Annotated in this window: 25 protein-coding genes and 1 riboswitch; of the genes, 21 read left to right on the top strand and 4 right to left on the bottom strand. The window is 37.2% G+C overall.

Annotated elements, in window-relative coordinates; all coding sequences use genetic code 11:
- The first annotated feature begins 211 nt into the window (after nucleotides 1-211).
- Genes IGJ14_RS09175 through IGJ14_RS09155 form a run of 5 tightly spaced genes read left to right on the top strand, consistent with a single transcriptional unit; the run spans nucleotide 212 to nucleotide 4,570 of the window.
- Nucleotides 212-1,222 (top strand): acyltransferase family protein, encoded by a 1,011-nt coding sequence (locus tag IGJ14_RS09175; RefSeq protein ID WP_195273226.1) that lies wholly within the window; start codon nucleotides 212-214, stop codon nucleotides 1,220-1,222.
- Nucleotides 1,223-1,266: 44 nt separating this feature from the next.
- Nucleotides 1,267-1,821 (top strand): RNA polymerase sigma factor, encoded by a 555-nt coding sequence (locus IGJ14_RS09170; RefSeq protein WP_104776374.1) that lies wholly within the window; start codon nucleotides 1,267-1,269, stop codon nucleotides 1,819-1,821.
- The gene (locus IGJ14_RS09165; RefSeq protein WP_104776373.1) at nucleotides 1,814-2,539 is read left to right on the top strand and encodes a hypothetical protein; all 726 of its coding nucleotides are present in this window, start codon (nucleotides 1,814-1,816) and stop codon (nucleotides 2,537-2,539) included. Before IGJ14_RS09170 ends, IGJ14_RS09165 begins: the two co-directional genes overlap by 8 nt.
- Nucleotides 2,536-3,420, top strand: a complete 885-nt coding sequence (locus IGJ14_RS09160; protein WP_104776372.1) for an ABC transporter ATP-binding protein — start codon at nucleotides 2,536-2,538, stop codon at nucleotides 3,418-3,420. Before IGJ14_RS09165 ends, IGJ14_RS09160 begins: the two co-directional genes overlap by 4 nt.
- Complete coding sequence (locus tag IGJ14_RS09155) at nucleotides 3,407-4,570, top strand: ABC transporter permease subunit (protein WP_430607609.1); 1,164 nt, start codon at nucleotides 3,407-3,409, stop codon at nucleotides 4,568-4,570. Before IGJ14_RS09160 ends, IGJ14_RS09155 begins: the two co-directional genes overlap by 14 nt.
- Nucleotides 4,571-4,885: 315 nt before the next feature.
- On the opposite strand, the gene ppdK is transcribed toward IGJ14_RS09155, so the two are convergent.
- Nucleotides 4,886-7,504 (bottom strand): pyruvate, phosphate dikinase, encoded by a 2,619-nt coding sequence (ppdK, locus tag IGJ14_RS09150; RefSeq protein ID WP_104776370.1) that lies wholly within the window; start codon nucleotides 7,502-7,504, stop codon nucleotides 4,886-4,888.
- Nucleotides 7,505-7,672: 168 nt separating this feature from the next.
- Between ppdK and IGJ14_RS09145 the strand changes: the two genes are divergently transcribed.
- Both IGJ14_RS09145 and IGJ14_RS09140 read left to right on the top strand, forming a co-directional pair.
- On the top strand, nucleotides 7,673-8,302 hold the full coding sequence (locus IGJ14_RS09145) for a CBS domain-containing protein (RefSeq protein WP_065096529.1): 630 nt from the start codon (nucleotides 7,673-7,675) through the stop codon (nucleotides 8,300-8,302).
- Between the two features lie 13 nt (nucleotides 8,303-8,315).
- A complete protein-coding gene (locus IGJ14_RS09140) occupies nucleotides 8,316-9,128 on the top strand; it encodes a pyruvate, water dikinase regulatory protein (RefSeq protein WP_065096528.1) in 813 nt (270 codons plus the stop codon).
- Nucleotides 9,129-9,191: 63 nt separating this feature from the next.
- Here the strand turns inward: IGJ14_RS09140 and thiE are convergent, their stop codons facing one another.
- From thiE to thiD, 3 genes are read right to left on the bottom strand one after another with little or no spacing between them, the layout of a single operon-like run.
- The gene (thiE, locus tag IGJ14_RS09135) at nucleotides 9,192-9,833 is read right to left on the bottom strand and encodes a thiamine phosphate synthase (RefSeq protein WP_065096527.1); all 642 of its coding nucleotides are present in this window, start codon (nucleotides 9,831-9,833) and stop codon (nucleotides 9,192-9,194) included.
- Entirely contained in the window at nucleotides 9,823-10,635 is an 813-nt protein-coding gene (gene thiM / locus IGJ14_RS09130; RefSeq protein ID WP_065096526.1) for a hydroxyethylthiazole kinase, read from the bottom strand. The genes thiE and thiM overlap by 11 nt, the downstream gene beginning before the upstream one ends.
- On the bottom strand, nucleotides 10,632-11,444 hold the full coding sequence (gene thiD / locus IGJ14_RS09125; RefSeq protein WP_065096525.1) for a bifunctional hydroxymethylpyrimidine kinase/phosphomethylpyrimidine kinase: 813 nt from the start codon (nucleotides 11,442-11,444) through the stop codon (nucleotides 10,632-10,634). The genes thiM and thiD overlap by 4 nt, the downstream gene beginning before the upstream one ends.
- Nucleotides 11,445-11,521: 77 nt before the next feature.
- Nucleotides 11,522-11,619, bottom strand: a riboswitch (TPP riboswitch).
- 225 nt (nucleotides 11,620-11,844) lie between these two features.
- Here thiD and IGJ14_RS09120 point away from each other — a divergent pair.
- The 14 genes from IGJ14_RS09120 (at nucleotide 11,845) to IGJ14_RS09055 (ending at nucleotide 26,357) form a co-directional block, all read left to right on the top strand.
- On the top strand, nucleotides 11,845-13,317 hold the full coding sequence (locus IGJ14_RS09120; RefSeq protein WP_104776369.1) for a helix-turn-helix domain-containing protein: 1,473 nt from the start codon (nucleotides 11,845-11,847) through the stop codon (nucleotides 13,315-13,317).
- A 164-nt stretch (nucleotides 13,318-13,481) separates the two neighbouring features.
- A complete protein-coding gene (locus IGJ14_RS09115) occupies nucleotides 13,482-14,129 on the top strand; it encodes a WxL domain-containing protein (RefSeq protein ID WP_104776368.1) in 648 nt (215 codons plus the stop codon).
- Complete coding sequence (locus tag IGJ14_RS09110; protein WP_104776367.1) at nucleotides 14,116-15,150, top strand: DUF916 and DUF3324 domain-containing protein; 1,035 nt, start codon at nucleotides 14,116-14,118, stop codon at nucleotides 15,148-15,150. The genes IGJ14_RS09115 and IGJ14_RS09110 overlap by 14 nt, the downstream gene beginning before the upstream one ends.
- 56 nt (nucleotides 15,151-15,206) lie before the next feature.
- The gene (locus tag IGJ14_RS09105) at nucleotides 15,207-15,512 is read left to right on the top strand and encodes an LPXTG cell wall anchor domain-containing protein (protein ID WP_066025718.1); all 306 of its coding nucleotides are present in this window, start codon (nucleotides 15,207-15,209) and stop codon (nucleotides 15,510-15,512) included.
- The gene (locus IGJ14_RS09100) at nucleotides 15,502-17,586 is read left to right on the top strand and encodes a MucBP domain-containing protein (RefSeq protein WP_195475788.1); all 2,085 of its coding nucleotides are present in this window, start codon (nucleotides 15,502-15,504) and stop codon (nucleotides 17,584-17,586) included. The genes IGJ14_RS09105 and IGJ14_RS09100 overlap by 11 nt, the downstream gene beginning before the upstream one ends.
- Nucleotides 17,587-17,892: 306 nt before the next feature.
- Nucleotides 17,893-18,150, top strand: coding sequence for a TfoX/Sxy family protein (locus IGJ14_RS09095; RefSeq protein ID WP_019723363.1), 258 nt, complete (start codon nucleotides 17,893-17,895; stop codon nucleotides 18,148-18,150).
- Nucleotides 18,151-18,849: 699 nt separating this feature from the next.
- Nucleotides 18,850-20,331, top strand: a complete 1,482-nt coding sequence (locus IGJ14_RS09090) for an InlB B-repeat-containing protein (protein WP_195475790.1) — start codon at nucleotides 18,850-18,852, stop codon at nucleotides 20,329-20,331.
- Nucleotides 20,332-20,506: 175 nt separating this feature from the next.
- A complete protein-coding gene (locus IGJ14_RS09085) occupies nucleotides 20,507-21,307 on the top strand; it encodes an SDR family oxidoreductase (protein WP_010735016.1) in 801 nt (266 codons plus the stop codon).
- A 16-nt stretch (nucleotides 21,308-21,323) separates the two neighbouring features.
- The gene (locus IGJ14_RS09080; RefSeq protein WP_195475792.1) at nucleotides 21,324-23,186 is read left to right on the top strand and encodes a BglG family transcription antiterminator; all 1,863 of its coding nucleotides are present in this window, start codon (nucleotides 21,324-21,326) and stop codon (nucleotides 23,184-23,186) included.
- A complete protein-coding gene (locus tag IGJ14_RS09075) occupies nucleotides 23,183-23,665 on the top strand; it encodes a transcriptional regulator GutM (RefSeq protein ID WP_195475793.1) in 483 nt (160 codons plus the stop codon). The genes IGJ14_RS09080 and IGJ14_RS09075 overlap by 4 nt, the downstream gene beginning before the upstream one ends.
- A complete protein-coding gene (gene srlA, locus IGJ14_RS09070; protein ID WP_019723990.1) occupies nucleotides 23,665-24,219 on the top strand; it encodes a PTS glucitol/sorbitol transporter subunit IIC in 555 nt (184 codons plus the stop codon). The genes IGJ14_RS09075 and srlA overlap by 1 nt, the downstream gene beginning before the upstream one ends.
- A gap of 15 nt (nucleotides 24,220-24,234) precedes the next feature.
- Nucleotides 24,235-25,242, top strand: coding sequence for a PTS glucitol/sorbitol transporter subunit IIB (gene srlE, locus IGJ14_RS09065; RefSeq protein WP_195475795.1), 1,008 nt, complete (start codon nucleotides 24,235-24,237; stop codon nucleotides 25,240-25,242).
- Between the two features lie 16 nt (nucleotides 25,243-25,258).
- Complete coding sequence (locus IGJ14_RS09060) at nucleotides 25,259-25,615, top strand: PTS glucitol/sorbitol transporter subunit IIA (RefSeq protein WP_195475797.1); 357 nt, start codon at nucleotides 25,259-25,261, stop codon at nucleotides 25,613-25,615.
- Nucleotides 25,616-25,652: 37 nt separating this feature from the next.
- Entirely contained in the window at nucleotides 25,653-26,357 is a 705-nt protein-coding gene (locus IGJ14_RS09055; protein ID WP_195475799.1) for a fructose-6-phosphate aldolase, read from the top strand.
- Nucleotides 26,358-26,374: the final 17 nt, after the last annotated feature.

The following is a 26,374-nucleotide window of genomic DNA, read 5'->3' as shown; positions in this document are numbered from 1 at the left end:
ACGATAAATGGCGATAATCTGGAGGCGTAAATATTTCAATAGACGTTGAATATAATTGAGATATAAAATGAAATTGCTGAATGAGAAAATACTATTAAAAAAACTTTCATTCGATATTTACATATATTTATTAGATTTTGCTAATCTTTAAATGTTTTTTTTACTTTTACAGTTAATTATTAGTGTAAGAGCCAAATCATAAGGAGAAGCCATGAATAACAAAAATCAGAACCTATATATTGCACAATTTATTGCAACGGTTTGTGTTGTCGTTGTCCACTCTGGAACGATTGTTAGTGATCCGACATTGCATTTTATAGTTAAAAGCATAATTTGTCGAATCGCTGTCCCGTTTTTCTTCATCAATAATGCGTACTTCTTTCGATTGAACAGCAAAAGAGAAGGGCATTCGCTTAAGTGGCTGAGAAAGATAGTATATCTCTATGCAGCGACTTTTATGCTTTACATACCTTTTGGTATTCAGTTGGTACAACAGACAGTCCATGTTCATTTAGGATTACTACCAATAGCAATTATTGTCTCTTTCTTATACAGTGGAAGCTTCTATCATTTGTGGTATTTTCCTGCTTTAATCTTCTCGATAGTTATTGTGAGATACATGCTTCAAAAACTAGGTTATAGATGGATGTTGCTGATTTGTTTCCTGCTCTTTTCGATTGGCTCTATTGAAACATATTCAGCATTTTTTTCTAATCCGTTGCTCGTTTCAGGCGTGGAAAAATATTTCAGTGTGTTTGCGACTACAAGGAATGGTTTATTCTTTAGTCCGATATTTGTTCTCATAGGGTTTGTTCTGGCAGATAATAAGTATAAATTAAAAAAATACTCCAAGTCACTTTTCTATGGATTGATCTTAGCTAGTCTTGTTGGAGTTTTTGAGGGAATGATTGTATATCAAAATCAAGGAATTGATAAGAATTTTATGTACTTCACTATTCCATTTACGGTGTGTTTGTTTGGATTATTAGTTATTACGAAAAACAAGATAAGCGGATTTGAAAGGTTAAAACCCTATAGTCAAAGTGTTTTTTTGCTACATATGATACCTATTCAAATTTTTAATTTCTGGCATAACGAAATTACTGTCGTTAATGGCTTATTTCGTGTGATGGTGGGAGTGGTAATTCCACTCATTATTGTTTGGGGTTTTGGCATGGTAAGAAAAACAGTGTCAAGAGTAAGACTTGCCAAAATAAAGTAGATGCAGGCGGATTTTGATCCCTTGATGAATTGAAAGAGAGGTAGGTGAAAGAGATCAATGACTATTTAATTATCCTGAAAATAAAGTCAGGAGATGTTGACGCTTGGGAAAAACTTATTGATAAATATTATGACAAAATTTTCAATTATTGCAGAAGAAGGTTTTTTGGAAAAAGTAGATTAGCTGAAGATTTAACCCAAGAAACGTTTTTGAAAGTGATAAGTAGTATCGATTCTTATAAGTTCTCAGGAAGTTTTTTCAATTATCTTTTCACCATCGCTGTGAACACGTGTAATAGCTACAGCAAGAAAAATGATTTTGACGAAGTAGTATTTGATGAATCTTACAATAAAGAGTTAGATGAGCAGGATTATAACGTTAACTTTGTAAATGAACAAAGTAGGATCATTCAGCGTGCGTTAGACCAACTTCCAGAATATCAAAGAGAAGCGATCATACTGAAATTTTTCTATGATATGAAGGTTAAGGAAATAGCACAGTTAACTAAAACGAGTGTGCCAACAGCACAATCAAGGATTCAACAAGGACTAGACAAAATGAAACAAATACTTAAAAAGGAGGACTATTATTTTGAATAGAGATTATCCGAAAAATGATATTTCTACCCAAGAAGCCAAAAAAAGAATAGTGAAATTGGGAACCAAGCAAATACTTAAAAACCAAATTTCAAGAAAATCTTATTTAAGTTTGTTTTTATCCTCAATTAAGTTTGTGGGATGGAAATTGTGGAGTATTCAATTTGCACTTCTAGGATTCTCCTTGTTTCTTATGTTTTCAAAGGGTGAAATGAGCTATGAACATGTTCTGAGAGGGATAACAGGAATGGTTCTTTTTTCAGTGATATTTTTCACAGATGAGCTGTTTAAGAGCTTCACGAATAATATGTGGGAGCTAGAGCAGACGTTTAAATACGATTTACGGCAACATACAGCGATGAAAATGCTTGTTTTTGGTGTATTTGATTTGCTTTTGATAGTGATTCTTGCGGTAGTAGGTAAGCAGATGTTTCCTGTGTCTTTCTTAAGGTTTGCGTTGTATCTTCTCGCTCCGTTCAATGTTTTCTGTATTGTTTTATTCTCAATTTTTACTCTACTACGAAATAACTTGTCGAACCTATTGCTTTGGACTAGTTCGGGAGTACTAGTCGCAGTATCGATTATTACCGAAGAGATATTCAACATTTATAGTTTTCCACTTTCTTATTGGACGATTGTTTATGTGATTACTTCCATTGGACTTCTTGCATTGATAAGACAAATGCTAAAGAAACATAACATGGTTGGTGATTTTATATGAAACTGGAAATAAAGAACATTACTAAGAAATTCGATGGATTAAAAGCCTTAGATAATGTTTCCCTGACGTTGAATAAAGGCGTTTATGGCTTACTTGGAGCCAATGGCTCAGGGAAGACAACTCTTTTTAGGTTAATTTGTGGAGTGATCAAATCCGATGATGGAGAAATTTTATATAACAATAAGGATGTGTCAGCAAACAGTGAAGCATTTAGATCTATTCTCGGCTTCTTACCACAAGATTTCAGTTATTATCCAGATTTTACAGGGATAAAGTTTATGCTTTATATCTCAGCGTTAAAAGGATTGAGAGGGAAACTAGCAACAAGACGATGTTTGGAATTGCTTGAATTAGTTGGACTCTCAGATCAAAAGAATAAAAAAATAAAGAAATATTCAGGTGGTATGAAACAACGTTTAGGAATTGCTCAAACACTGATTAATGATCCTGAAATTTTGATACTTGATGAACCCACAGTTGGATTAGATCCAAAAGAGCGAGTGAGGTTCAGAAACTTAATCAGCTCCCTATCAGAGAATAAAATCATTATTTTATCTACTCACATTGTATCTGATGTGGAATATATTTCGAATGAAGTATTGGTTTTAAATAAAGGTGTGGTTCAAGATAGAGGATTAGTAACTGAATTAATGAATAATATCGAAAACAGTGTGTGGGAAGTTGAAACATCGCTTGACGAGATTGATTTATATTACCAAAAATATCCTGTAAGCAATCAAAAGTATGTAGATGATCGTGTCATCTTAAGAATCATTTCGACTGTCAAACCGAATGACAATGCTCTCCATGTGAAGGCGAACTTAGAAGATTTGTATTTATACTATTTTAGAACTGAGGATCAAACGAATGCAGATTTTTAAATTTGAAAGTGAAAAGATACTGAAAAACAAATCGATTATTGGAGCTGGGCTTGTCCTGTTATTGAGTCTTTTTGCAATCGTCTATATTGGCTTTTTTCAGTCGCAACTTAGGGGAGCTAAAAATATTACTGGTGTTTCTGGTAGGGAATCAATTGAAAGATATCTAGATTTTACAAATGAGTACCAGGGCGAGTTGACTGATCATAAGGTTAAAAAAATTACATCTGACTATTTGAAGATTTATCAGGACAAAAAAAGAAAAAACATTCAAATATTTGATTACTTTCAATGGTCAGTGGTCGATACATTTACAAATCACGAGGAGCAAGATGTTTATGTTGAAATGATAGATGCCATTAGGGACGGTAAAAAATATACCATTGACGATGTGAATCTTTTATCTATGAAAAACGTGGGCTATAAAAAAATGGACTTTCCGATCAAAATAGGGAATTTTAAGACTTGGACGGATTTGTTAAATGTCACTTCAATTGCTTTTATCCCAGTTTCACTGTTTGTCATTCTGATATGCTCGATTCTTTTTGCGAATGATACTTCAAAAAATATTATTCCTTTGTTGTTGTCTACAAGGTACGGCAGAACAAAAATGATAAAATCAAAAATTCTGGTTGGAACAGGTATGGCAATAGCTTCCTTCCTAATCGTTCAGTTAATCATCTTGATAATCTTTTATATTTATTATGGATTTAGTGGGTGGGATGTGAGCGTTCAAGCCAACTCGGATTGGAAGGTCTTTGATTTTCCATTGGAATGGAATATGCTTCAATCTTACATGTTCGGTGTTGTTTTTCAGTTAATAGGAGTGCTGTTCATCGCTGGCGTAACTATGCTGATTTCCAGTTTGAGTAGTTCACCATTTAGTGCGCTAGCTATTTCACTAGGAGTCTTTGTCATTCCGCAACCACTGACGCATATTTTTATGTCGGGAATACCGAATAAAATAATGTATTTCTTCCCAATCAATACATTTGAAATTGATAAAGTGTTGTTATGGATGAGTCGAGATAATATGTTCTTCTTTCACTCTTTTGTTGCCAACGTCGCTTTAATACTTATCGTTCTGTTGGTGACAAAAGCGGTATTAGATACAAGTATTTATGTGAGAATGAAAAAACTCAGTCTTTCTTAAAGGATACAAAGAGAAAGGGAGCCAAAAATAGAATTTAGATAAAGACCGAGCAGGATATGTTGGTTGGATCTTAGACAATATGATCGACAATGGAGAGCTATCAGAAAATCGGTATAGGAACTATTTGAAATTGCAGAAAGAACTGATTTTTCAAGAAAAGAGAATCCGCGAAAAAGAGAAGTTGAAGAATAAAAGAAAAAGAAAATAGCTCACGGTAAAATAATATTGCTCTAAAAAAGTACCCACAGCCTAAAACGTTCCATACGTTGGCTGCGGGTACTTTTTTTTTAAAACTAGATACAAACAAATAAATAATCAAGACGGACGGTTACGGATAGCTGCTTGTGCCACCGCTAATCGAGCAGCTGGAATCCGGTAAGGAGAGCAGGAGACATAGTCGATTCCAATGGCTTGAAAGAAGGGAATCGATTGAGGATCTCCGCCGACTTCACCACAAATGCCGATCGTCATCGTTGGTTTGGTTCGACGTGCATTAGAAACAGCGAGTTTGATCAATTGACCAACACCTTGTTGATCTAAATGTTGAAATGGATCATGGGTCATGATCGTTTTTTCTTGGTAGCGATTGATGAATTTTCCAATATCATCTCGAGAAAATCCATAGGTCATTTGAGTGAGATCATTTGTACCGAAACTGAAGAAATCAGCTTGTTCTGCTAATTGGTCGGCAATCAAACAAGCACGAGGTAACTCGATCATCGTACCGATCTCGTAAGGAAATGGTATGATGTTTTGTGCGTTGAAAGTTGCTTCAATCGTTTCGATCAATAAAGCTTTAAGGTGCATTAGTTCTTCTTTTTCAGCAATCAATGGGATCATGATTTCTGGAACAACTGGTATTCCTTCTTGTGTTAGCCGAATCGCACTTTGAATGATTGCTTTGACTTGCATCTGATAGATTTCTGGTGTAGTGATCCCTAAGCGACAACCACGATGACCTAACATCGGATTGGTTTCTTTCAAGTACTCGATCTTTGCTGTCAGCTCATTGACTGATCGGTTCAGTTTGTCTGCTAAATTCGCAATGTCTGGTGCCTCATGGGGAAGAAACTCGTGCATCGGTGGGTCAAGTAGGCGAATGACCATAGGTTTATCTTGGATCGTTTGGAACATCTGATAAAAATCATTTTCTTGAAATGCGAGCAATTTTGTCAGAGCTGTTTCCATTTCTCGGTGATCTTCTGCTAAAATCAAGCGACGCATTTCTAAAATACGATCTTCTCCGAAAAACATATGCTCGGTCCTAGCTAATCCGATACCTGTAGCCCCAAAATCAAGAGCAGTGGTTAAATCAGTCAACGTTTCAGCATTGGCGCGCACTTCTAAGTCCGCATGTTCATCAGCCCAAGATAAAAATAAAGTAAGGTCTTGATTATTTTCAGCGACAACTGTAGGAAGTTCCCCTAAGTAAATCTCGCCTGTATTGCCATTAACGGAGAGAATATCGCCTTCTTTTAGCCGAATGTCATTTGTGGTTACAGTTTTTGCTTCTTCGTCGATCGTCAAGGTTTCCGTACCAGTCACGCAACAAGTGCCCATCCCACGAGCGACGACAGCGGCATGAGAAGTCATCCCGCCACGACTAGTGACGATGGCTTCACTAACGATCATTCCTTCGATATCTTCTGGAGAGGTTTCTTGGCGAACCAAGATGACTTTCTTTCCTTGTCCGTATCGTTCTTTTGCTTTTTCGGCTGTAAAGACGATCTCACCTGTAGCAGCACCGGGACTTGCAGGTAAGCCTTGAGCAAATGGTGTTGCTTGATCGAGAGCTTCAGGTTTGAAAATCGGATGGATCAACTGGTCGATCATTTCTGCTTCTACTCGCAGCAAAGCCTCTTCTTTTGAAAGAACGTTCTCGTCTACTAAGTCAGTCGCAATCTTTAAAGCAGCTTTAGCTGTGCGCTTGCCATTTCTTGTTTGTAAAATAAATAGCTTCCCCTGTTCAACGGTAAATTCGATATCTTGCATATCTTTGTAATGGAGTTCTAGCATTTGTGCGTAGTGCAAGAAATCTTGGTAGACATTAGGTAATCGCTCACTAAGCTCTTGGATCGGTTGAGGCGTGCGAATGCCAGCGACAACGTCTTCTCCTTGTGCATCCAGCAAAAATTCACCAAAAAGCTGATTCTCACCTGTAGCGGGATTTCGGGTAAAGACGACCCCTGTACCGCTTTCATTTCCGCTATTTCCAAAAACCATTTCTTGGACATTGACAGCCGTGCCTAAATGATGAGAGATACCATGTAACTCTCGATAAACGTTTGCTCGTGGATTGTTCCAAGAGTGGAAGACCGCTTGGATTGCTTCTTTCAACTGATCCATAGGATGTTGAGGGAAAACTTTATTATGTTTGGCAAACAATTCTTTATAATTTTTGATCAAAGCGGATTGTTGCTCTTCGTTGAAATCAGTAACCGTTTGATTGTTTTCTTTTTCTGCTTCTATGAGTAAACGATTGAAGTTCTCTTTGTGGATACCATAAACGACATCGCCAAACATTTGCAATAAACGACGGTAGCAATCGTAAGCAAAAGCTAAACTAGTTTGCTCAGCTAAAGCATGGACACGTGAATCATTTAGACCTAGATTGAGAATCGTATCCATCATACCAGGCATAGAAAAAACAGCACCACTCCTTACAGAAACTAGCAATAAATCATCATCATTCGTAAATGACTTGTTTGTTTTTACCTCTAGCCGTTCGATCGCTGTTTGAATCTCTGTTATCAATTGTTGATCAAAGAAAGCAGCGTCTTTAAGATAGCGCATACAACTTTCTGTAGTCAGGGTAAAGCCAGAAGGAACAGGCAAACCTAAATGAGTCATCTCCGCTAAATTTGCACCTTTTCCACCTAATAATGCTTTATCTTTGCTTCTGCCTTCGTTAAAGTCATAGATCCATTTTACCATGTGATAAGCCTCCATTGATTTAATGTGAGTCATGTTTAACATAAATACATCTTAATATGACTCATATATATCTGTCAATCAGAAAAATTAAACACAAATTTATTGTGAAATCGGTTTATATATGTGTATAATAAGTAATGAGAACGAAGGAGGGAGGAAATAGTATAGATGAAACTGAGCGAACGACAAAAAAAAGTCATCGAGATCGTCAAAGAGACGCAACCTGTCAGTGGAGAAAAAATCTCTGAACTCTTAGACGTCTCCAGAGCGACATTACGATCAGATCTATCCTTCTTGACAATGGCAGGCATACTTGAAGCAACGCCTAAAATTGGCTATACCTATACAGGATCAGATTTAGAAACGCTTTTTTTCTTTAAAACATTCACAGTAAAAGTGGGTGAGATCATGGTTCCACCGTTGTTGATCGATTTGAATACCTCGATCCGTGATGCAATCACGACGTTATTTGTATATGACGTTGGGTCGATTTATGTGATTGATGGAGATAAACAATTGGTGGGCGTGTTATCTCGAAAAGATTTGTTGAGAGCTTCCTTAAATACCGAAATCGATCATACGCCGGTCGCTCTTTGTATGACTCGAAGTCCACATATCAAAACTTGTACAAAAAAAATGGATATATTAGAAGTAGCGACGATCCTTCAAGATTTTGAAGTTGACTCTCTACCAGTGGTGGATGCAGCAAATGAGCGAAACGTAATCGGTAAGATCACTAAATCAAAAGTATTGAATTTTATCACTCAGCAAGCGAGAAATGCTGAACGAAATCGATAGGGGGAGTTTATCCATGCAAAATGAAGTCATTGTTTATTCTATCTCAGATTCACTAGGTGAAACGTCTCAAAAATTATTATCCGCTGTGATGGTCCAATATCCTAACTTAGTGTTCAATAATAACTATAAATTTCCTTTTGTGAATCAGAAGGATGAGCTGTTGTCGATTTTAGCAGATGCTTTACGTGATAAAGCAATTGTGATTAGTACCCTCGTGAATCATGAACTGTCGGAAGTGGCAAAATCTTTTAGTCGGAAAACTGGATTACTCTATATTGACTTGATGCACCCTCTTTTTGAGATCATTCATGCGAAAACTGGGATGCAGCCGATTGAAGAACCAGGGGCCGTCCACAAATTGGATACAGAATATTTCAATCGGATCTCTGCTATCGAGTTTGCTGTAAAATATGATGATGGAAAAGATCCAAAAGGTTTTTTAGATTCAGATGTCGTGCTTCTTGGCGTTTCCCGAACATCAAAAACACCTCTAAGTATGTATCTGGCAAATAAAGGCTACAAAGTGTCGAATCTGCCACTGATCCCTGAAGTACCATTACCCAAAGTATTAGAAGCAGTAGACAAGAATAAAATCGTTGGTTTGATCTGTCATCCAGAGAATTTAGTGAGAATCCGGAGCAATCGCTTAGATTCTTTAGGCTTGCATCAGTCGTCAAGCTACAACAATTTAGAAACGATCCACAAAGAATTGGCATACTCCCAAGAGATTTTTGATCGCTATGGAAATGTTGTCATTGATGTATCAGATAAATCGATTGAAGAAACTGCTTTTATCGTTGAACATCATTTGAAAAGCTTGAAGTGAGGTATGAAATGAAACGCGCCCCATGTAAAGATCATTTGACTTTACATGGGTCGCTTTTTTGATTTACTGTTTTTTGATAATCGTATTGATTTGTGCAGCAAGTTCTTTAGTCGCTTTTTTGATTTCTTCTTTTGCTAGGATCGCTGAAACCACAGCAAAGCCTTGGACGGGGAAGGTTTTGAATTCTGCAATCGTGTGTTCGTTGAGACCACCGATCAAAACAACAGGGATCGAAACGTGTTGAAGAATCTTCTTGAGTTCATTTTTTGATACGATTATGGCATCTGTTTTAGTAGCGGTTGGAAACATCGTCCCTACACCTAAATAATCTGCCCCAGCTTGTTCAGCGGAAATTGCTTGTTCGAGTGTTTGGACGGAAGCGCCGATGATTTTTTCAGGGCCAATCATTTTTCTCACCACAGCCACAGGTAGATCTGTTTGACCGACATGAACACCGTCTGCGTCACAAGCTAACGCAATGTCTACTCGATCGTTGATGATCAATGGAACATTGTATGGTTTAGCTAATCGTTTCAATGCGATCGCTTCCTCATAAAAATCTCGTGAATTGGCTTTTTTTTCTCTCAACTGTAAGACGGTGATACCTCCTTCAAGAGCTTGTTGCACTGCTTCTTGGAGGGGCTTTTTTTTCAGCAGTGACTGGTCTGTCACTAGGTATAAGGAATAGTTGATGTCATTTTTCAAAGTAGTTTCCTCGCAGTAGTAATGTTTCCCGATCAATACGGCTGATTTCATCAATCAATGCGATCCGAAAACTTCCCGTACCAGCCGTTTGTTCCAACGCAAGCTCGCCAGCAATCCCCATGGTAAGAACAGCTGTAGTTGTTGCATGGAAAAGATGTTCAGGAGAACCCCCACAAAAGCTAGCAATCAATGAAGTGAGCATACAGCCAGTGCCAGTGATCCGACTCATTTCAGGACAACCATTGTGCACTAAGATTTTACGCCGCCCATCAGAAATTACATCTGTCGCACCGGTGATCACTACGATACATTTGTGAACGGTTGCTAATTGATCAGCAATCCGTTGGGCTTCTTCAATGGAGCTTGCATCATCTGCCGAGGCATCGACACCTTTCGTCGTGCTTGCGATTCCCACTAAAAAGCGGATTTCTGAAATATTGCCACGAATCACTGCACATTTCAAGTTTTCTATGATCGTTTTCGCTGTTTGATTACGAAACTGTGAAGCCCCTGCACCGACTGGATCAAAAATGATCGGGATACCTTTTTCATTGGCTGTTTGCCCAGCTGAAAGCATCGAAGCTACGGTACGTTCATTCAAAGTACCCATGTTTAGTACCAATGCCTGTGACATTGCTGTGATTTCCGCTACCTCTAACGCATCATCAGCCATGATCGGTGAACCACCGATCGCAAGTGTGACATTCGCACAATCATTGACCGTTACATAGTTCGTGATATGGTGGACCAAAGGCTTTTTCATACGGACCGTTTCTACAGCTGTTTTTAAAAATGTATTCATTGACTTTGTTCCTCCTTAAGACCATTGCGATAGAGTGAATAGAAATGATTGGTTGGGCCATGACCTTCGCCTAATTCTAGTGAATGTGCGATTGCAGTAGTGATATATTTTTTAGCCTTGGAAATTGCTTGGTCTAATGGTACGCCCAAAGCGAGTTGTGAGGCAATCGCTGAAGAGAAGGTACAACCAGTGCCATGGGTGTTTTTTGTGACGATTCGTTCAGACGTATAGGAGTAAATATTTTTCCCATCATACAATATATCAGTGGCTTCACCTGTGCGATGGCCTCCTTTGATCAAAACTGCAGCGTGAGATGTTTCATAAATGGCTTTTGCTGCTCGTTCCATTTCTTCCAGGGAAGTAATCGAGCGATCTGCGATTTTTTCTGCTTCTGGAATATTGGGGGTGATCAAAGTAGCTAATGGTAAGACGTTTTTGATCAATGTGTCGATTGCTTGTGGCTCCATCAAGGCATCGCCATTTTTTGCATACATCACAGGATCTAGTACAATATTTTTAGGTTGCCATTCTTGTAGGCTGTTTGCAACAGCTAACATGGTATCTGTGCAAGACAACATACCGATTTTGACTGCATCTGGATAGATATCCTCGAAGACGGCTGTCATTTGTTCATTGATTATTGTTGGTGCGATATCTTGGTATGAGATCACACGAGCGGTATTTTCAGCGACTACTGAGGTGATCACAGACATCCCATAAACACCATGAGCGGCAAATGTTTTTAAATCGGCTTGGATACCGGCGCCACCGCTACAGTCTGAGCCAGCAATACTTAGTACTTTTTTCATCAAATTCCTCCTTAAAATAGAAAAAAAGACATTCTTCCAGTATAGAAGAATGCCTTGATTGTTTCGATTTCGCATCAACAAAAAGGACATTTGCTCCCTACGCTGGTATCAACCAACAGGTTCAAAGGGTCAGGTTTTACCTTCTCAACGCGATAACGTCCCCCTGCAAACAAAATCATATTTAGTTACGAACCAATGATATCTAAAAAAAGCAGAAGATTCAAGTTTTTGAGTATCTAGCAAGAATGCCTTGATGTGTAGTGAATGACAAGTGAGCTTATTTGTGATTACTGTCAAATTATTTCCAAATTCCAGAAATTTTATAAGTATATTTCCTTTTACACACATGATAAAATGCAGAATGATGCATTTCCAAACGAAACATTCAGAGGTGAATACTATGGAAACATTCTTAACAAAATTATCACAGAAAAAAGTGGTGTTATTAGATTATTTATTGGAAAAAGATAACTGGTGCTCCATGGAAGAACTGAAACAGCTATTACAGGTAACTGATAAAACAGTTCTCCATTATATCGAAGAATTAACGACTTTATTGGCTGAATATGGAGAAAATATCTTTCTTGAAAATGAGAATAACAAACAATTTTGGGTACATAAAAAGAACGATTTCCCAATCTATACGATTTATCTATATTTTTACAAATCTTCTTATAACTACCAATTGATCGATTTTATGTATCGTCATCCTGAAGAGACTTTGGAAACCTTTGCGAACGCTCAATTCACTAGTATTTCTACGGTTTTTCGCTATGCTAAATTATTGGTTCCCTACTTTAAACGCTACCGCTTGAAATTCCAACCCTTTAAGTTGGAGTTGAATGCAGAAGAAAGAAACATTCGTAGTTTCTTTTATTATTTTTATTGGCATTCCACGAAAGAGAGTGAACGGGCTTGGCCATTCCAAACAGCGCTATCGACAATAGAAACTTACATTGATTCATTCGAAGCAATCTATCAAATTTCATTAAGTCCATTACAAAGACGAACTCTTTCATATTGGCTGACCATCAATTTAGAGCGGAGTAAAACGAGAAAAATCAAAATCGATCCTTCTTACCAAGTAGTCGTTGATGAGGATGCTCATTTCAGCTATTTAAATCAGTGGGTAGAACAAGTGAAGCTGGGACTGTCATTAGATGAACGATACTTTCTTTATCAGATCATTTATTCGTTTGGGATCATTGATGGTCATAAAAAATATGAAAATAGCCATGCGGCCGCCCATAGAAAATTTTGTACGACTTCCTTTCGAGCCGTGCAAAATTTAGCGGATGCGTTGAATCAAACCTTTCAATTTAAACTAGATTTAGAAGATCCGGAATTGATTTTCAATTTTGTTGCTTTTCATGAAAGGAGTTCTTTATTTTATGGGAATACGGATCTGTTTTTCAATCGTTCATATATTAAGGAAATACAAGAAGAGAATTTGCGAGAATCAGTCATAATGGAAGATTTATCTAAAATCTTGAAAGAAACATCGGATAGTGACGTAAATGATCTTTTGGAAAATTGGGAACAATTATTTTTGTCCTATTATTTTGTCTTGGATTATTATGATTTATTTTTGAACAATTTGGCGCCAATCAAAATCCTGATCCAAGATGATCTGCATCATACTCATCGTTTGTGGTTGATGAATAAGATACAAGTGTATTATGGTAATGCTTATGTTTTGGCTTTTTATGATTATCAAACTGAATTATCAGAAGTTGATTTAGTAATTTCTAATTATTATTTAAAGACGAAAAATACACCTTTACTATTGATGAAAAATATTCCTTCCGATAGAAATTGGCGACAATTGGGTGAAATTCTTTTCAGAATTGCGTATAAAAAAGCTGGTTTGTAAGTAATCAAACTAGCTTTTTTAGTGTGTTATAGAATAATCATGTTCCGATACTTTTATTTTTTTTCTAAAATCAGACGTTTTTTTAAACTAGAAAAATCATGGAGCTCATGACAAAATAATCAATAGCTCGATTAGAATAATTATTTTTTAGGAGGAGTTATAAAATGAAGAGAATAGTGACAACAGCAACGTTAGCTTTGTTAACAGCAAGTGCATATGGAACAATCGCATTTGCTGAAGAAGCAACAAACAAGACAAATGTAACACTGACAGCGGGAACTGGAACAAACGTCGAACCTGTTATTTCAGATGACACACACGATGATAATCCAAGTACAGGAAATACTGGAGCGTTGTCCATTCCTTTTGCATCGAACATCACATTTGGTAAACAAGAGATCCAACAAGGAGATGCGGATTACTATGCGCTAAATAGAAGTCCATACGTTCAAGTAAATGATACGCGTGGAGGAGCAAAAGGTTGGACTTTAGGTGTAAAAATATCGCCATTTGTAGGAGAAAACGGTGAGGAATTGAAAGGAGCAAAAATGACACTTTCTGGTGGTGAAGTCATTACAAAAAATAATCAATCTGCCCCACCAACCATCTCACAACAATCAATTGATTTAAATGGACAAAGTCAAGAAGTCATGTTAGCAAAAGAGGGGCAAGGAGCAGGGGCGTTTGCTGTTGCATTTAAAGGAGAAGACAAAGCAAATAAAAATGTCAAACTCCATGTACCACGTGCGGGTGTAGAAGCTCAAAGCTATACGGCAGATATCACTTGGGTGTTGAATGATGCGCCGATTTGATTTTATGAGAGAGCAGAGTCGATACTCTCCTCTCTTTTTTATTAGTATCATCTGCTTCTTTATTTTTTGTCTCACCACAAATGTTCATGCAGAGTCGAATAAAGTCTCTTTCGATGCGGAAGCTGTCTTACCTGAAAATCAGCAATCAGATGCTAGCTACTATGACTTGCAAGTAAAACCTGGTGAAAAACAAAATCTTATACTCAAGGTACGTAATACAAGTTCAAACCAAATAAAAGTGATAGTTGAGGCAAATAACGCTTTGACCAACAAGAATGGAGCTATCGATTATTCTAACCATGGAGAAAAACTTTTGGGAGGACCTTCGTTTGAAGACCTGATTTCGGAATCGCAAACGGTCATGTTGGCGCCTGAGGAAGAAAAATCAGTGGTTTTCCATTTAGCAATTCCGAAACAAGGATTTGACGGCACGATCTTAGGCGGATTCTATTGTTATGAAGATACGGATAGTGAAGATAAAAAAAATGAAGGATTTAGTTTGAGAAATAAGTTCGCATACACTTTAGGTGCTAAATTGACTTGCACTGACAAAGAAATCGAACCGAAATTTTCATTAGACGAGGTGACGCCAGGTTTAGAAAATGGGTACTTGACTATTTTTGCATCTTTAGCTAATGCTGCACCAGTCATAAAAAGTCAACTAGACGTTCATGCAATCGTAACAAAAAAAGGGGAAGAAAAACCAATCAAGGAATTTCGAAAGAAAGTGTCTTTTACGCCGCGTACAAAATTTAAACTGCCACTAAGTTGGGACAATGAACCATTAAAAAAAGGAACCTATGAACTTGCTATGGAGTTGAAAGATGAAGACGGAAAGACATGGCACTTAAAAAAAACATTTGAAATAAAAGGAACAGATGAAAAATTGAATGATCAGGCAGTTAAAGTGAATGATATAGATGATTCAAATCTATTTATATATTGCTTGTTTAGTTTTGCTGTGTTGATCATTCTTAGTTTGATTTGGTATATAAACAAGCTGCGCCGTCAACTAAAATGATACTTACGAAGTGATTGATCAATAACAAACGACTTTTTTACGAAAGGAGTTTAGAGATGAAAAAAATAATTTGGATCGGGTTAGTGGGGCTGTTGATTGGGGCAACAACCCCCGTGTCTGCTATAGAGGAAGGAACAAGTCAAGTCGGTATTCGGTTTGTTCAACCAGAAAATAAGACGATCCCAATGAAAAAAATAGAGGCTTCAACAGTTAATGAGGTCCAAGAAAAAAATGTTCAATCAGTTTCTTATTTGCCAAAGACCAGTGAAAAAAATAGTTGGTTAATTCAGTTACTCGGCATAACAACTTTGATTAGTTATTTGTCGATCCTTTTGAAAAGGAGAGTCAAACATGAAAAATGATCTAAAAAAATATGTAGGATGTTTAGGGGTACTGTTTTTTTGTTTATTTATCCACCCGAGTAATGTCCATGCAGGAGGTAGTATTACTAATTTACCGTACTTCCACTATGCAAATAGCATGAAAACGCCAGCAGGAACTACATTCAAAATGCATTATGGCAAGAACAGTTCCACTGAAGAAGTAGAGGGTAACTATTCTAATGGGTGGTTGGATGTTAGCCAATCAAGTCCCAACGCAAGTGCGTTGATAAAAAATGTCGGTTATTATAATGGAGCAGCTGTTAACGTAAGAATTGTTTTGCAAGTAATTGGAACAAATGATGGCGGTAAAATATCCATTAGGAATCCATCTACTTTCTTGGACATCACGATTCGGGGGCAAATGGGTGTTACTTATTTTTTTGAAAACAATGAAGGAACACAACTGCCTGTTGAAACTACATTTACTTATAATGGCTTAAATGCAAACAAAAGTATTGGGTATAAAAATATATTCGGGTTAACTCAATATTTGATTGCAAATGATCCAACTGATATCACTTATGATACAGAAGAACAAGGGGAGGATAGTTGGACTTATTTAAAGAACAACGAGCATCGTACGTGGCGACACCCTACTCAAGCTTTTCAAGTGAGTACAAAAAAAGTATCTGAAATTGAAACGATCGTTCAAAATTTAGACAGTACCCCTTCTTCTCTAATGTATGAAACTGACTTTCTGGCAACGCCTGAATATTCTGGTATAACTGCTACTAACACGACCATTGATGACCCTCAAAAAGAAGTTGGCATACAAGGTGTCCAAACCGTACCGAGTGTTTTACAAAGCCAGAAAATGAAGAATTTGAAAGTGGACTTCTTGTTGGATAATAATCTGAAACATCCTCAATATAAAGTGAAAAATTTCAGAGTCACAAAATTCAGCGGGGAAGATGTGTCTGATCTATTTGAAGGAAAGGCGTTGAATAATCATGACTATCAGTTGACGGCAAAGGATTCTGGCAATAATAGATTGTACGATACAGTTTTAAACTATCAAGTAGTACTAGAATGGATCGGAAGCAAAGATAATCCAGTAGATAAAGATTCGATTGAGAACAATTACTTGAAAATACCATTTTCAGTTGTATCAACCGTCGATAGTGAGAAAAAACCAAACAGTTCTGCCTTTACATCTGTCAATTATCTTGGACAAGTAACAGTTGAATATTTGAAGCAAGAGACAGGAGAAACGCTACTACCGCCAGAAACTATTTCTGGTTTGATCACCGATCCCTATGATCTTTCAGAAAAGTATCCTGAAATCACTGGTTATTTTCCTATCAAAGAGAATGAAAATCAGGGGATTTATACACCTGAGCCAAAAAAAGTTAGCCATTTCTATAAAGAAGGTAGCTTATTGACGTTTTCTTTAATCGACGCAGAAAATCCTTTGAGAGTATCTCATTTCAAAAAACAAAGGAAGTTGAAAATTCGTTTTTCTCACAATACCGATGAAACAATTCGTTTGGTAGCCCAATGCGGAGATGAGCGGCGAACATTAGGAGATCTTCCAAACGCTGAAAAAGAAGGCACTAGCGAGTTGCAAGTTAATTTTTCTGAAAGTTGGCTAGATAAAGACGTAGACTTTTACATGGAAAATGATAAAGGTGAGCGATCGAATATTGAAACGCGTCACTTGATTTTAGATAAGGGAGTACAACTTTTCCTACCCGCCAATCTCACATTTGGCACGCAAGAAATACCAAGCTATGACAAATCAATTGGAGCGATAAATCAAGAAGAAATCCAGATCAAAGATGAAAATATGCTAGAGGAAGAAAATTGGACAGTAAAAGTAAAGGAAGAAAAAAAGTTAACGAACAAAGAAAATAAATTATTTACGAACAACATAGAATTTTTAGTTGGAAAAGAGATAAAAAATATTAACACAACAAATCAGATAATTTGTGAAGGTAGCGGAAATATCAAACTATCAGATATAGGTAAACTTAGGGTAATTATTTCTCCGACAGATTTTGTTGGAGAATATGAAGGAACGCTTATTTGGACCTTAGAACAAGCCCCAAAATAATGTTATATACAAAAAATGATTTAATGTACAATCGTATAGTGTAACCTTCTCAACGCGATAACGTCCCCCTGCAAACAAAATCATATTTAGTTACGAACCAATGATATCTGAAAAAAGCAGAAGATTCAAGTTTTACAGGAGCAAGCCTACACTGAGTAGCTAAAAGCAACAGTTTACTTTCTGTCAAAGTAGCGTTCTTATAGGAATTGCTAGTGCGTTTCTCAAGATGGTATACTAAAGAAAAACGATAGAATATTCTAAGTGTACGATGCAATATATCAAAGCCAAACTTTTGGAGGGAATCTTATGACAGAATTAAGTAATCTACCGAATATAGGGATAGTACTAGAAGAAAATTTACGAAAGATTGGTGTGACAACGGAAGAACAATTTAAAGAAAAGGGAACGGAACAGATATTTTTTGAAATTCGTCAAAAGGTGGACAGTGGCGCTTGTCTGCATATGCTATATGGAATCGAAGGAGCGAGAAAAGGCAAGCCTGTGCAAGCTTTGACAAAAGAGGAAAAAGAAAAGTTAAAGCAATTCTATCGAAGCTTAATCTAAAATAAATAAGCAATGAAGTCAGGAAATTGTGGCTTGTTCCGTATTTCGTTGCTTATTTTTGTATAATTTTTTTAAAAAAGTTCATTGTTATCGATAGATAAGCAATCATTTGTTTTACTTTTCTGATCAAAATAATCGGTGAAGATAGAAAATACGAAATTATTAAAAAAAATTTCTTGTGAATTTAATAACAATATTAAGTTTTTTTATAACTTTTTAACAGAAATATATATTGTTAGGAAGAAGCGATGAAATTGATTGAAATTGAAAAAAACGAGAACTTAAACAAAAAATAGAACATATTTAATTACTGGTTTACTAGTATTCTGAGGATTTGGTATGTAAAAATTCATACAATTTTAATTTTAAATTTGTTATAATTTACTTGAGATTAAGTGAAGTTTCATTTTTATAAACCGCTAAAAATAGCTGATAGATAAAAAAATATAACAATTTCGGTATGTGATCGCAGGCTTTTATATTTTTATAATATTAATAATAAATTAAAAGCGAATGAAACATTACAACTAAATAGAAAGGTAGGAGATTAAATTTGTGATCGAATTTACTGTCATTAATTTTTCAAAAAAGGGGGATTTTGTAAATTAGAAAATATTCGTTTTTTATTGATCAGTATTGAGCAATTTGAAACGCAAAGGTAATGTGATTTTTGACTTCATGTCAGAATGGAGGATCATTATGAAAAAGATAGTCGCTTGTTTTATTGTTTTACTGGTGTTTTTAGGTTTCAATCCAACTATTTCTGCGGCAACTCTAGGAATCAATTCAGAAGTGTCGTATTCTGCAAATGGCATTGATTATTATGATGTCGGGGAAGATGCAATGATCCCATGGCGCTTTAATGGTGCGCAAATCAATCCTGGAAGTTCTCCAGGGATATTTTCAACACAAGTGAAATTGTTATCTCAAAACCAACAAAGTGGCAGAGCAATGGTCATGGTTGATCTAAGCACACTAGATAATACTGATGCGGAAAGAAGAAATCCTAGTGAGATGGAGCTGGAAGTTTTTCTAAATGGGACCTCCTTAGGAAAATATCAGGTCGGCGACCTATTCAGTAATACTAGCCCGTATCTAGATCAAAGTGTTCGTATGATCGGCGTCCCATTTACCATCGAAGGTGAAGTCGGTGATATAAATACACTTGAAATTCATGTCTCGCTACCAGTAGATGCGTCAAATGCTTCTCGACTAGCATCAATTACTGTAAATGCTTCATTCACACCAATTGAATCGTTTACAGTGAGTTATGTAGATGGTGTAGAGAATGAAATTGTATTTGAGGATAGAACATTCAAACGTATTGAACCTGGAGCTGCTACACCAAGTTTTGGTGCAGAACCGATAAGAAAAGGTTATACATTTGTTGGATGGAGCCCGACTGTCAGCGAGACAGTAACTACCGATGCGGTCTATACAGCAATATGGGAACCAATTCCCACTTATCAGGTCAACTATACAGACGGGGTACCAGATGAAGAGATTTTTGCAGATCAAGTCTTTACCGATTTAGTCGCCGGTTCTGCGACACCCACATTCAATGGGCAACCTACAAGAGCTGGGTATATATTTAAAGGATGGGATAAAGCAATAACTGATACAGTGACTGGTGATGTCACTTATACAGCCATTTGGGAACCTGTGATGCCACAAACTGTCACTTATCAAGTAATCTATACAGACGGTGTTGCAAATCAAACCATTTTTGAAAACCAAGTATTTTCAGAATTGTCTAAATGCATAGCAACCCCTGTGTTTAGTGGAACACCATCAAGAGAAGGCTATAAATTCATCGGTTGGACGCCAACTGTCAGCGAGTTTGTGGAAGGTGATATGACTTATACCGCACAATGGGAAAAATCACCGCAAATCATTGAACCGGTGACACCACCGACCCAACAACCAGAAGTAAACAAAGTGAGTGAAACAGTGAAAACGACTGAAACAACTAAAGCAATAACAAAAGTAATCAAGAAAGAACAAGTCGCGTATACTACACCCATAAAACAACCTAGAAAAGTGAGACATCTTCCAAAAACGGCGGAACAATCGATGTATTCGAATAGCTTGGTTGGCTTGGGTATGATCATAGTCTTCGTAGTAGGAATATACTGGTTGAAACATTCAAAATCATTAACAAGCGATAAAACTGAAACATAATGCTCGAGTAAAGAAATATAATAGAGGAAAGAACTAGTAAATAAAAAGAAGTATCACTCAATCATAAAAAGACATTAAGTCAGATTTTTTTTGGAAACTCAAAAAAAGTCTGACTTAATTATTTTCTTCTACGTAGCTATACTGAAAGCGTAAACAAAAAAAGGGGTGATAGCTTATGACAAATTGGCTGAACATTGAGGGGAAAACGATTATCGTAACCGGAGGATCTTCTGGTATCGGGAAAAGTATCGTCGAAAGTCTATTGGAACAACATGTCAATGTAGCAAATTTTGATATTAAAGATTCGACACTTAAACATCAACGATTATTATTTGTAAAAACCAATATAACATTACGACAAGAAGTAGAAGCTGGAGTTGCAAAAGTAAAGGATCATTTTGGTACGATAGATGGTTTGGTCAACAATGCAGGCATCAACATTCCACGCTTATTAGTGGATAAAAAGCAAGCGCATGGGAGATATGAATTATCCGAGGAAGTATTTGACAAAATCATCGCAATCAATCAAAAAGGATTGTATTTGATGACTCAAGCAGTAAGTAGAATCTTAGTTGCTAAAGGAGAAGGAGTAATCATCAATATGTCTTCTGAATCAGGACTTGAAGGTTCAGAGGGGCAAAGTGCGTATGCGGCAACGAAAGCCGCTGTCAACAGCTTTACTCGATCTTGGGCAAAAGAGTTAGGAAAATCAAATGTTCGGGTAATAGGGATTGCCCCAGGAATCATGGAGGAAACCGGACTACGCACACTTTCTTATGAAGAAGCCTTGGCCTATACTCGTGGCATCACGATTGAAGAGCTTAGAGCAGGTTATGCCAAAACGAGCACGATTCCATTAGGTCGAAGCGGGAAATTAAAAGAAGTCGCTGACTTAGTTAGTTACTATCTATCTGATCGTTCGAGTTATATCACTGGAGTAACCACAAATGTGGCCGGAGGAAAAACTAGAGGATAAAAAGTGGGGGAAGTAAATGACGGTGGTGAACAGATGGTATCAAATTCTACAATTACTGGTTACCCACAAAGAAATGAGGATCGGCAGTTTGAAACAACAGCTGAATACAAGTACGCAAACGGTGAAAACCAGCATTGAATCTTTAAACGAAGAATTGATTGGAATTGCAGAAATCGTTCAACATAAGAATGATTTTCATATCGAAATTGAAAATTTTGAAAAATTTGATTTGATAATGAACGGCAGTTTGAGGCGGAAGAGCGATTTTAATTCTTGCAGTAAAAGAGTTTTCTTTATCGTCAAGAAGCTGATCGAGCAAAAAGATTTTTTGCTGATCGATGATCTGTCAGAAGCATTAGGGGTCAGCCGAAGTACTGTTGTTAAAGATCTACGAGTGATGAAAAAACTGATTTCCTCTTTTAATGTCGAAGTGATTGGAACGCCGAATCGTGGACTGCGTATGCGTGGAGAAGAACTGGATCTACGACTGTTACACCTTCATTATGTACAAGAATATTTTGCCGAACGTCCATTATCAGAACGCACACAAGATTTCGTAGAACACTTAGTTCAAAAATTTAATTTACCTAAAAATCAAGGCCTTCTTTTGAAAAAAACGATTTCTATTACAATGAAACGACTCCTTAAAGGAAATATACTGGTAGATTTGCCAAATGAATATATGGACCTTATGACGAGTCATCCTGCTTTTGTCGAATTGATCCATCATTTGGAATATGAATATAGCATCACATTAAGCCAAACAGAACAAGCTTTTCTCAGTTTTCCTCTTAATATAAGTGCTATTGCTGGCATGGATAAGTCTACTATTGATGAGCAAAAAATCGAACAGTTATTTCAACAAATGATAGAGACAATTCATCAAAATTTACTAGTAGAATTTGATGAAACCTTCTTAGTCCATGAAATAAAAGAGCACTTCATTTACATGCTCAATCGTTTGATTTTTCGAATAGAGCTTCAAGATCTGTTCTATGGTGAAATCGAATCCCAATATCCTCTAGCCTATGAACTGGCAAAAATTGGTCTACAGCAGATCGGGGAGCAGTTACAACGAGTGGTTCCGACTGTTGAAATCAGCTATATTGCCTTTTATTTTGAACTTGCATTGAGGAAACAAACCAGTAACAACGAACACAAAGAAATTGCAATCGTCTGTAATACCGGAAAAGGAACAGCCTTGATTATTCGCCGTCAATTGGAACGGGTTTTGGGTCCGCAAATCAGCATGGTCCATTTTTCTGAGGAGGAGTATCAACAGGAAGACTTAGATCAATATTTTGCTGTTTTTACAACCATTCCGCTGAAAAATGTAAAGAAACATACGCCAATCATTCGATTGATCAATCTATTCAACGAAACTTGGTTGCAAGAAGAGTGGCGTAAAGCAGAAAAGTTGAGAGCCGCAAACGTTCATCACTTAAAATTAGATTTTGAGATTTTAAATGAAAAGAAACCCTACAAACAAAATCTTGATCATATGCTTGAATCACTTGAGAGCAAAGGCTTAGTCGATCAAGAATTTAAGGAGCAATTGTTTATTAGAGAAAAGTTAAGGAGTACGATTTTTGAATATGGCATTGCTTTTCCTCATGCCATCAATAAAAAATCGGCTGAAATTATTTTATCAGTGGGTATCTTTAGGAAAGGAATCTCCACGATCAACGGACAAGTGCAAGTCGTCTTGTTGTTAGCCATTCCACAAGATCTAACAATGGAAAAAGAAAAAGAATTGCTAAAACTGTATGATCAGCTTTTTGCTGTTATTGGCGATCCTGAATTTAGAAGTGAACTATGTCGTTTGGATGATTTAGTTGAGTTACAAAATTGGATGATACGAAAGGGAGTCATAACATGAACTTCATATATATATTCGGCGCATTTGCACTTGTTGCTTACGGACTGCAAGTAATATTTGGAATGAAACAAATCAAGCATTTTAATCAAATCTATCTAGAAATGCGCAGAAAAGGGAAGGTGGCTATCGGTCGTCGCTCTGGAAAAATCAAAGCAGGAACGATCGTCATGTTTGCTGTCGATCAAAAAGGAATCATTATTGATGCGCGAAAGATGCAGGGCGTGACTGTTCTAGCAAAATTTCGTCTATTGCCACAATATATCGGAACAGATATCCACTACATCGACAACTATCATCCTTTGGTACGAACAGAAAATAAATTGGTGCAACAAGCAATGGCAAATGCCAGAGAAATCTATTTGCGGGTAGAATTAGGCAATTATCAAGAAGAATCGATACCTTCCCCACTTACGATGCTTGGCATTCAATTCAGTTTATGGAAAAAACAATACCTATCAAGAAAAAGGAGTGTTGAATAATGGAATATATCACAAAATTTGCGGAAGGTTTCATCGGTTTATTTGAAACGGGTGCGGAAACTTTTATATCTTGGATGACTGGTATCGTCCCTGTAGTGTTGATCCTAATGGTCGCAATGAATACACTGATTGCTTTCTTAGGTGAAGAACGAGTAACTAAAGTTGCCAAACTATCAACGAAGAATCCCGTCACAAGATATTTGATCTTACCTTTTTTATCTGCCTTTATGTTGGGGAATCCGATGTCTTTTACAATGGCTCGCTTTTTGCCTGAATATTACAAGCCAAGCTATTATGCTTCTCAAGCACAATTTTGTCATACGAGCAATGGCGTCTTTCCCCACATCAATCCGGGTGAATTATTTGTTTGGTTAGGAATCGCCCAAGGAATCACAACCTTAGGATTAAATTCAATGGAATTAGCTGTACGTTATATGTTTGTCGGAATTCTTATGAATTTTATTGGTGGTTGGGTGACAGATTTTACCACCGCATATGTTTGTAAACAACAAGGGGTTACCCTGAGTAAAACAGTAGAAACAGCGACAGAATAAGGAGGAAGTGAGAAAATGAGCTATCACAGTATTCGAATTGTAAGAGGAACTGGTGGGTTCGGAGGGCCATTAGTGATCACACCAACAGAAGAAAAACACAAATTCATTTATATTACGGGTGGGGGAGAAAAGCCAGCGATCGTCGATAAAATTGCTGAATTGACAGGCATGGAAGCAGTCAATGGCTTTAAAACTTCTATCCCAGATAATGAAATCGCTCTAGCGATCGTTGATTGCGGAGGAACGTTGCGTTGTGGGATCTATCCAAAAAAAGGAATACCTACGATCAATGTCGTACCAACAGGAAAAAGCGGACCATTAGCACAATACATTACAGAAGACATTTACGTCTCTGCAGTAGGGATCAATCAAATCACACTGACTACTGAAGAAGGCACAGTCGGTCAATCTGTTAACATAGAAAATAAGCGTGTAGCAGCACGTGAATATAAATACGATACAAGTAAAAAAATTACTGAACAAAAAGCTGAACAGCAGAATTTTATTGCAAAAATCGGCATGGGTGCAGGAAAAGTAGTGGCAACTTTTAATCAGTCCGCGCGCGAAGGTGTACAGACGATGATCAATACGGTCATTCCATTCATGGCATTTGTTTCTTTGTTGATCGGGATCATACAAGGATCTGGTATCGGTAATTTCTTTGCCAATATTATGGCACCTTTAGCAGGGAATATTTGGGGGTTGATGATCATCGGTTTTATCTGTTCCTTACCGTTTCTATCTCCATTATTAGGACCTGGAGCAGTAATCAGCCAAGTCATCGGGACACTGATCGGGGTGGAGATCGGAAAAGGCAATATTCCGCCACAGCTCGCTTTACCTGCGTTATTTGCCATCAATACTCAAAATGCTTGTGATTTCATCCCTGTCGGATTAGGCTTAGAAGAGGCAGAGGCTGAAACAGTAGAGGTTGGCGTACCTTCCGTTTTGTATTCACGCTTTTTAAACGGTGTACCTAGGGTGTTAGTCGCATGGATAGCAAGCTTTGGAATGTATAGTTGAATCTAGGAGGAAAAAAATGTCAGTTTATTCAACAAAAGTCACTTCGATTGGCGCAGAAGCGACGCTCTTTAAAGAAGAGAAGCTCGTGATACTATTTGGAAAAGATGCACCCGATATGCTATCAGCCTATTGTTACCATATTGAACTTCAGCCAATCCACGGAGAGATCAAAGTAGGACAACAGCTCTTCGTCGATGAGACAAGCTATCGCATCACGTCTGTCGGAAGTTTGGTCAATGATAATCTAAAAGAGCTTGGACATATCACAATTAAATTTGATGGAGCGGTAACACCTGAACTTCCAGGTACTTTATACGTCGAAGGAAAAGAAATCGTTGAGATTGGTATCAAGACTACAATCAGTATTCAGTAAAATACAGAGCAACATATCTGTTGAAAGGATGAATAAAATGGAATTTATGTTAGATACGATCAATATTGAGAAAATTAGTTATTATCAATCGATCCTTCCGCTATCTGGAGTAACGTCGAATCCTTCAATCATCAAAAAAGAAGGAAAGATTGATTTGTTTGCTCACTTGAAAGAAATCAAGCAGCTCATTGGAAAAGCAAGTTTACATGTACAAGTAGTTGGAGAAACAACGGAGGAAATCTTAACTGATGCCCAAGTAATCATGGCTCACCTTGGTAAGGATATCTTCATTAAAGTACCAGTGAACGAACCAGGACTGGCTGCCATCAAACAACTGAAAGCCAAAGGAGTACATGTCACTGCAACCGCTATCTACTCTGAAATGCAAGGATACTTAGCAATTGCCGCAGGTGCCGATTATGTGGCACCTTATTATAACCGTATGGAAAATCTGAATATCGATGCTGTTGCTATTATCAAAGCATTAGCAATGGAAATCGAACGAACGCAATCTCAGAGCAAGATCTTAGCTGCGAGTTTTAAAAATGTTGCACAAGTCAATCATGCTTGTCGCCAAGGGGCGCACAGTATTACTGCGTCACCAGATATTTTTACACAAGTATTCGGTATGCCTTCCATTCATAAGGCAGTGACAGATTTTAGGAAAGATTGGGAAGAGACATTCGGTGTCAAAGATGTGAAAGCATTAGGAGCAACAGGGGCGATAAGTCCTACTAAATAAAAAAGAATAAAGAGTCA

This window comes from Enterococcus sp. DIV1304_2 (assembly GCF_050555445.1).
GTDB classification, from domain to species: domain Bacteria; phylum Bacillota; class Bacilli; order Lactobacillales; family Enterococcaceae; genus Enterococcus_B; species Enterococcus_B pernyi.
The sequence above is the reverse complement of the archived record's forward strand: the minus strand, read 5'-3'. Positions and strand labels throughout refer to the sequence as shown.

Excerpts from the sequence above, each read along its gene's own strand:
- IGJ14_RS09175 (WP_195273226.1), top strand. The coding sequence starts at position 212 with ATGAATAACAAAAATCAGAACCTATATATTGCACAATTTATTGCAACG.
- IGJ14_RS09160 (WP_104776372.1), top strand. The coding sequence starts at position 2,536 with ATGAAACTGGAAATAAAGAACATTACTAAGAAATTCGATGGATTAAAA.
- IGJ14_RS09155 (WP_430607609.1), top strand. The coding sequence starts at position 3,407 with ATGCAGATTTTTAAATTTGAAAGTGAAAAGATACTGAAAAACAAATCG.
- ppdK (WP_104776370.1), bottom strand. The coding sequence starts at position 7,504 with ATGGTAAAATGGATCTATGACTTTAACGAAGGCAGAAGCAAAGATAAA.
- IGJ14_RS09145 (WP_065096529.1), top strand. The coding sequence starts at position 7,673 with ATGAAACTGAGCGAACGACAAAAAAAAGTCATCGAGATCGTCAAAGAG.
- IGJ14_RS09140 (WP_065096528.1), top strand. The coding sequence starts at position 8,316 with ATGCAAAATGAAGTCATTGTTTATTCTATCTCAGATTCACTAGGTGAA.
- thiM (WP_065096526.1), bottom strand. The coding sequence starts at position 10,635 with ATGAATACATTTTTAAAAACAGCTGTAGAAACGGTCCGTATGAAAAAG.
- thiD (WP_065096525.1), bottom strand. The coding sequence starts at position 11,444 with ATGAAAAAAGTACTAAGTATTGCTGGCTCAGACTGTAGCGGTGGCGCC.
- IGJ14_RS09120 (WP_104776369.1), top strand. The coding sequence starts at position 11,845 with ATGGAAACATTCTTAACAAAATTATCACAGAAAAAAGTGGTGTTATTA.
- IGJ14_RS09115 (WP_104776368.1), top strand. The coding sequence starts at position 13,482 with ATGAAGAGAATAGTGACAACAGCAACGTTAGCTTTGTTAACAGCAAGT.
- IGJ14_RS09110 (WP_104776367.1), top strand. The coding sequence starts at position 14,116 with ATGCGCCGATTTGATTTTATGAGAGAGCAGAGTCGATACTCTCCTCTC.
- IGJ14_RS09105 (WP_066025718.1), top strand. The coding sequence starts at position 15,207 with ATGAAAAAAATAATTTGGATCGGGTTAGTGGGGCTGTTGATTGGGGCA.
- IGJ14_RS09100 (WP_195475788.1), top strand. The coding sequence starts at position 15,502 with ATGAAAAATGATCTAAAAAAATATGTAGGATGTTTAGGGGTACTGTTT.
- IGJ14_RS09095 (WP_019723363.1), top strand. The coding sequence starts at position 17,893 with ATGACAGAATTAAGTAATCTACCGAATATAGGGATAGTACTAGAAGAA.
- IGJ14_RS09090 (WP_195475790.1), top strand. The coding sequence starts at position 18,850 with ATGAAAAAGATAGTCGCTTGTTTTATTGTTTTACTGGTGTTTTTAGGT.
- IGJ14_RS09085 (WP_010735016.1), top strand. The coding sequence starts at position 20,507 with ATGACAAATTGGCTGAACATTGAGGGGAAAACGATTATCGTAACCGGA.
- IGJ14_RS09080 (WP_195475792.1), top strand. The coding sequence starts at position 21,324 with ATGACGGTGGTGAACAGATGGTATCAAATTCTACAATTACTGGTTACC.
- IGJ14_RS09075 (WP_195475793.1), top strand. The coding sequence starts at position 23,183 with ATGAACTTCATATATATATTCGGCGCATTTGCACTTGTTGCTTACGGA.
- srlA (WP_019723990.1), top strand. The coding sequence starts at position 23,665 with ATGGAATATATCACAAAATTTGCGGAAGGTTTCATCGGTTTATTTGAA.
- srlE (WP_195475795.1), top strand. The coding sequence starts at position 24,235 with ATGAGCTATCACAGTATTCGAATTGTAAGAGGAACTGGTGGGTTCGGA.
- IGJ14_RS09060 (WP_195475797.1), top strand. The coding sequence starts at position 25,259 with ATGTCAGTTTATTCAACAAAAGTCACTTCGATTGGCGCAGAAGCGACG.
- IGJ14_RS09055 (WP_195475799.1), top strand. The coding sequence starts at position 25,653 with ATGGAATTTATGTTAGATACGATCAATATTGAGAAAATTAGTTATTAT.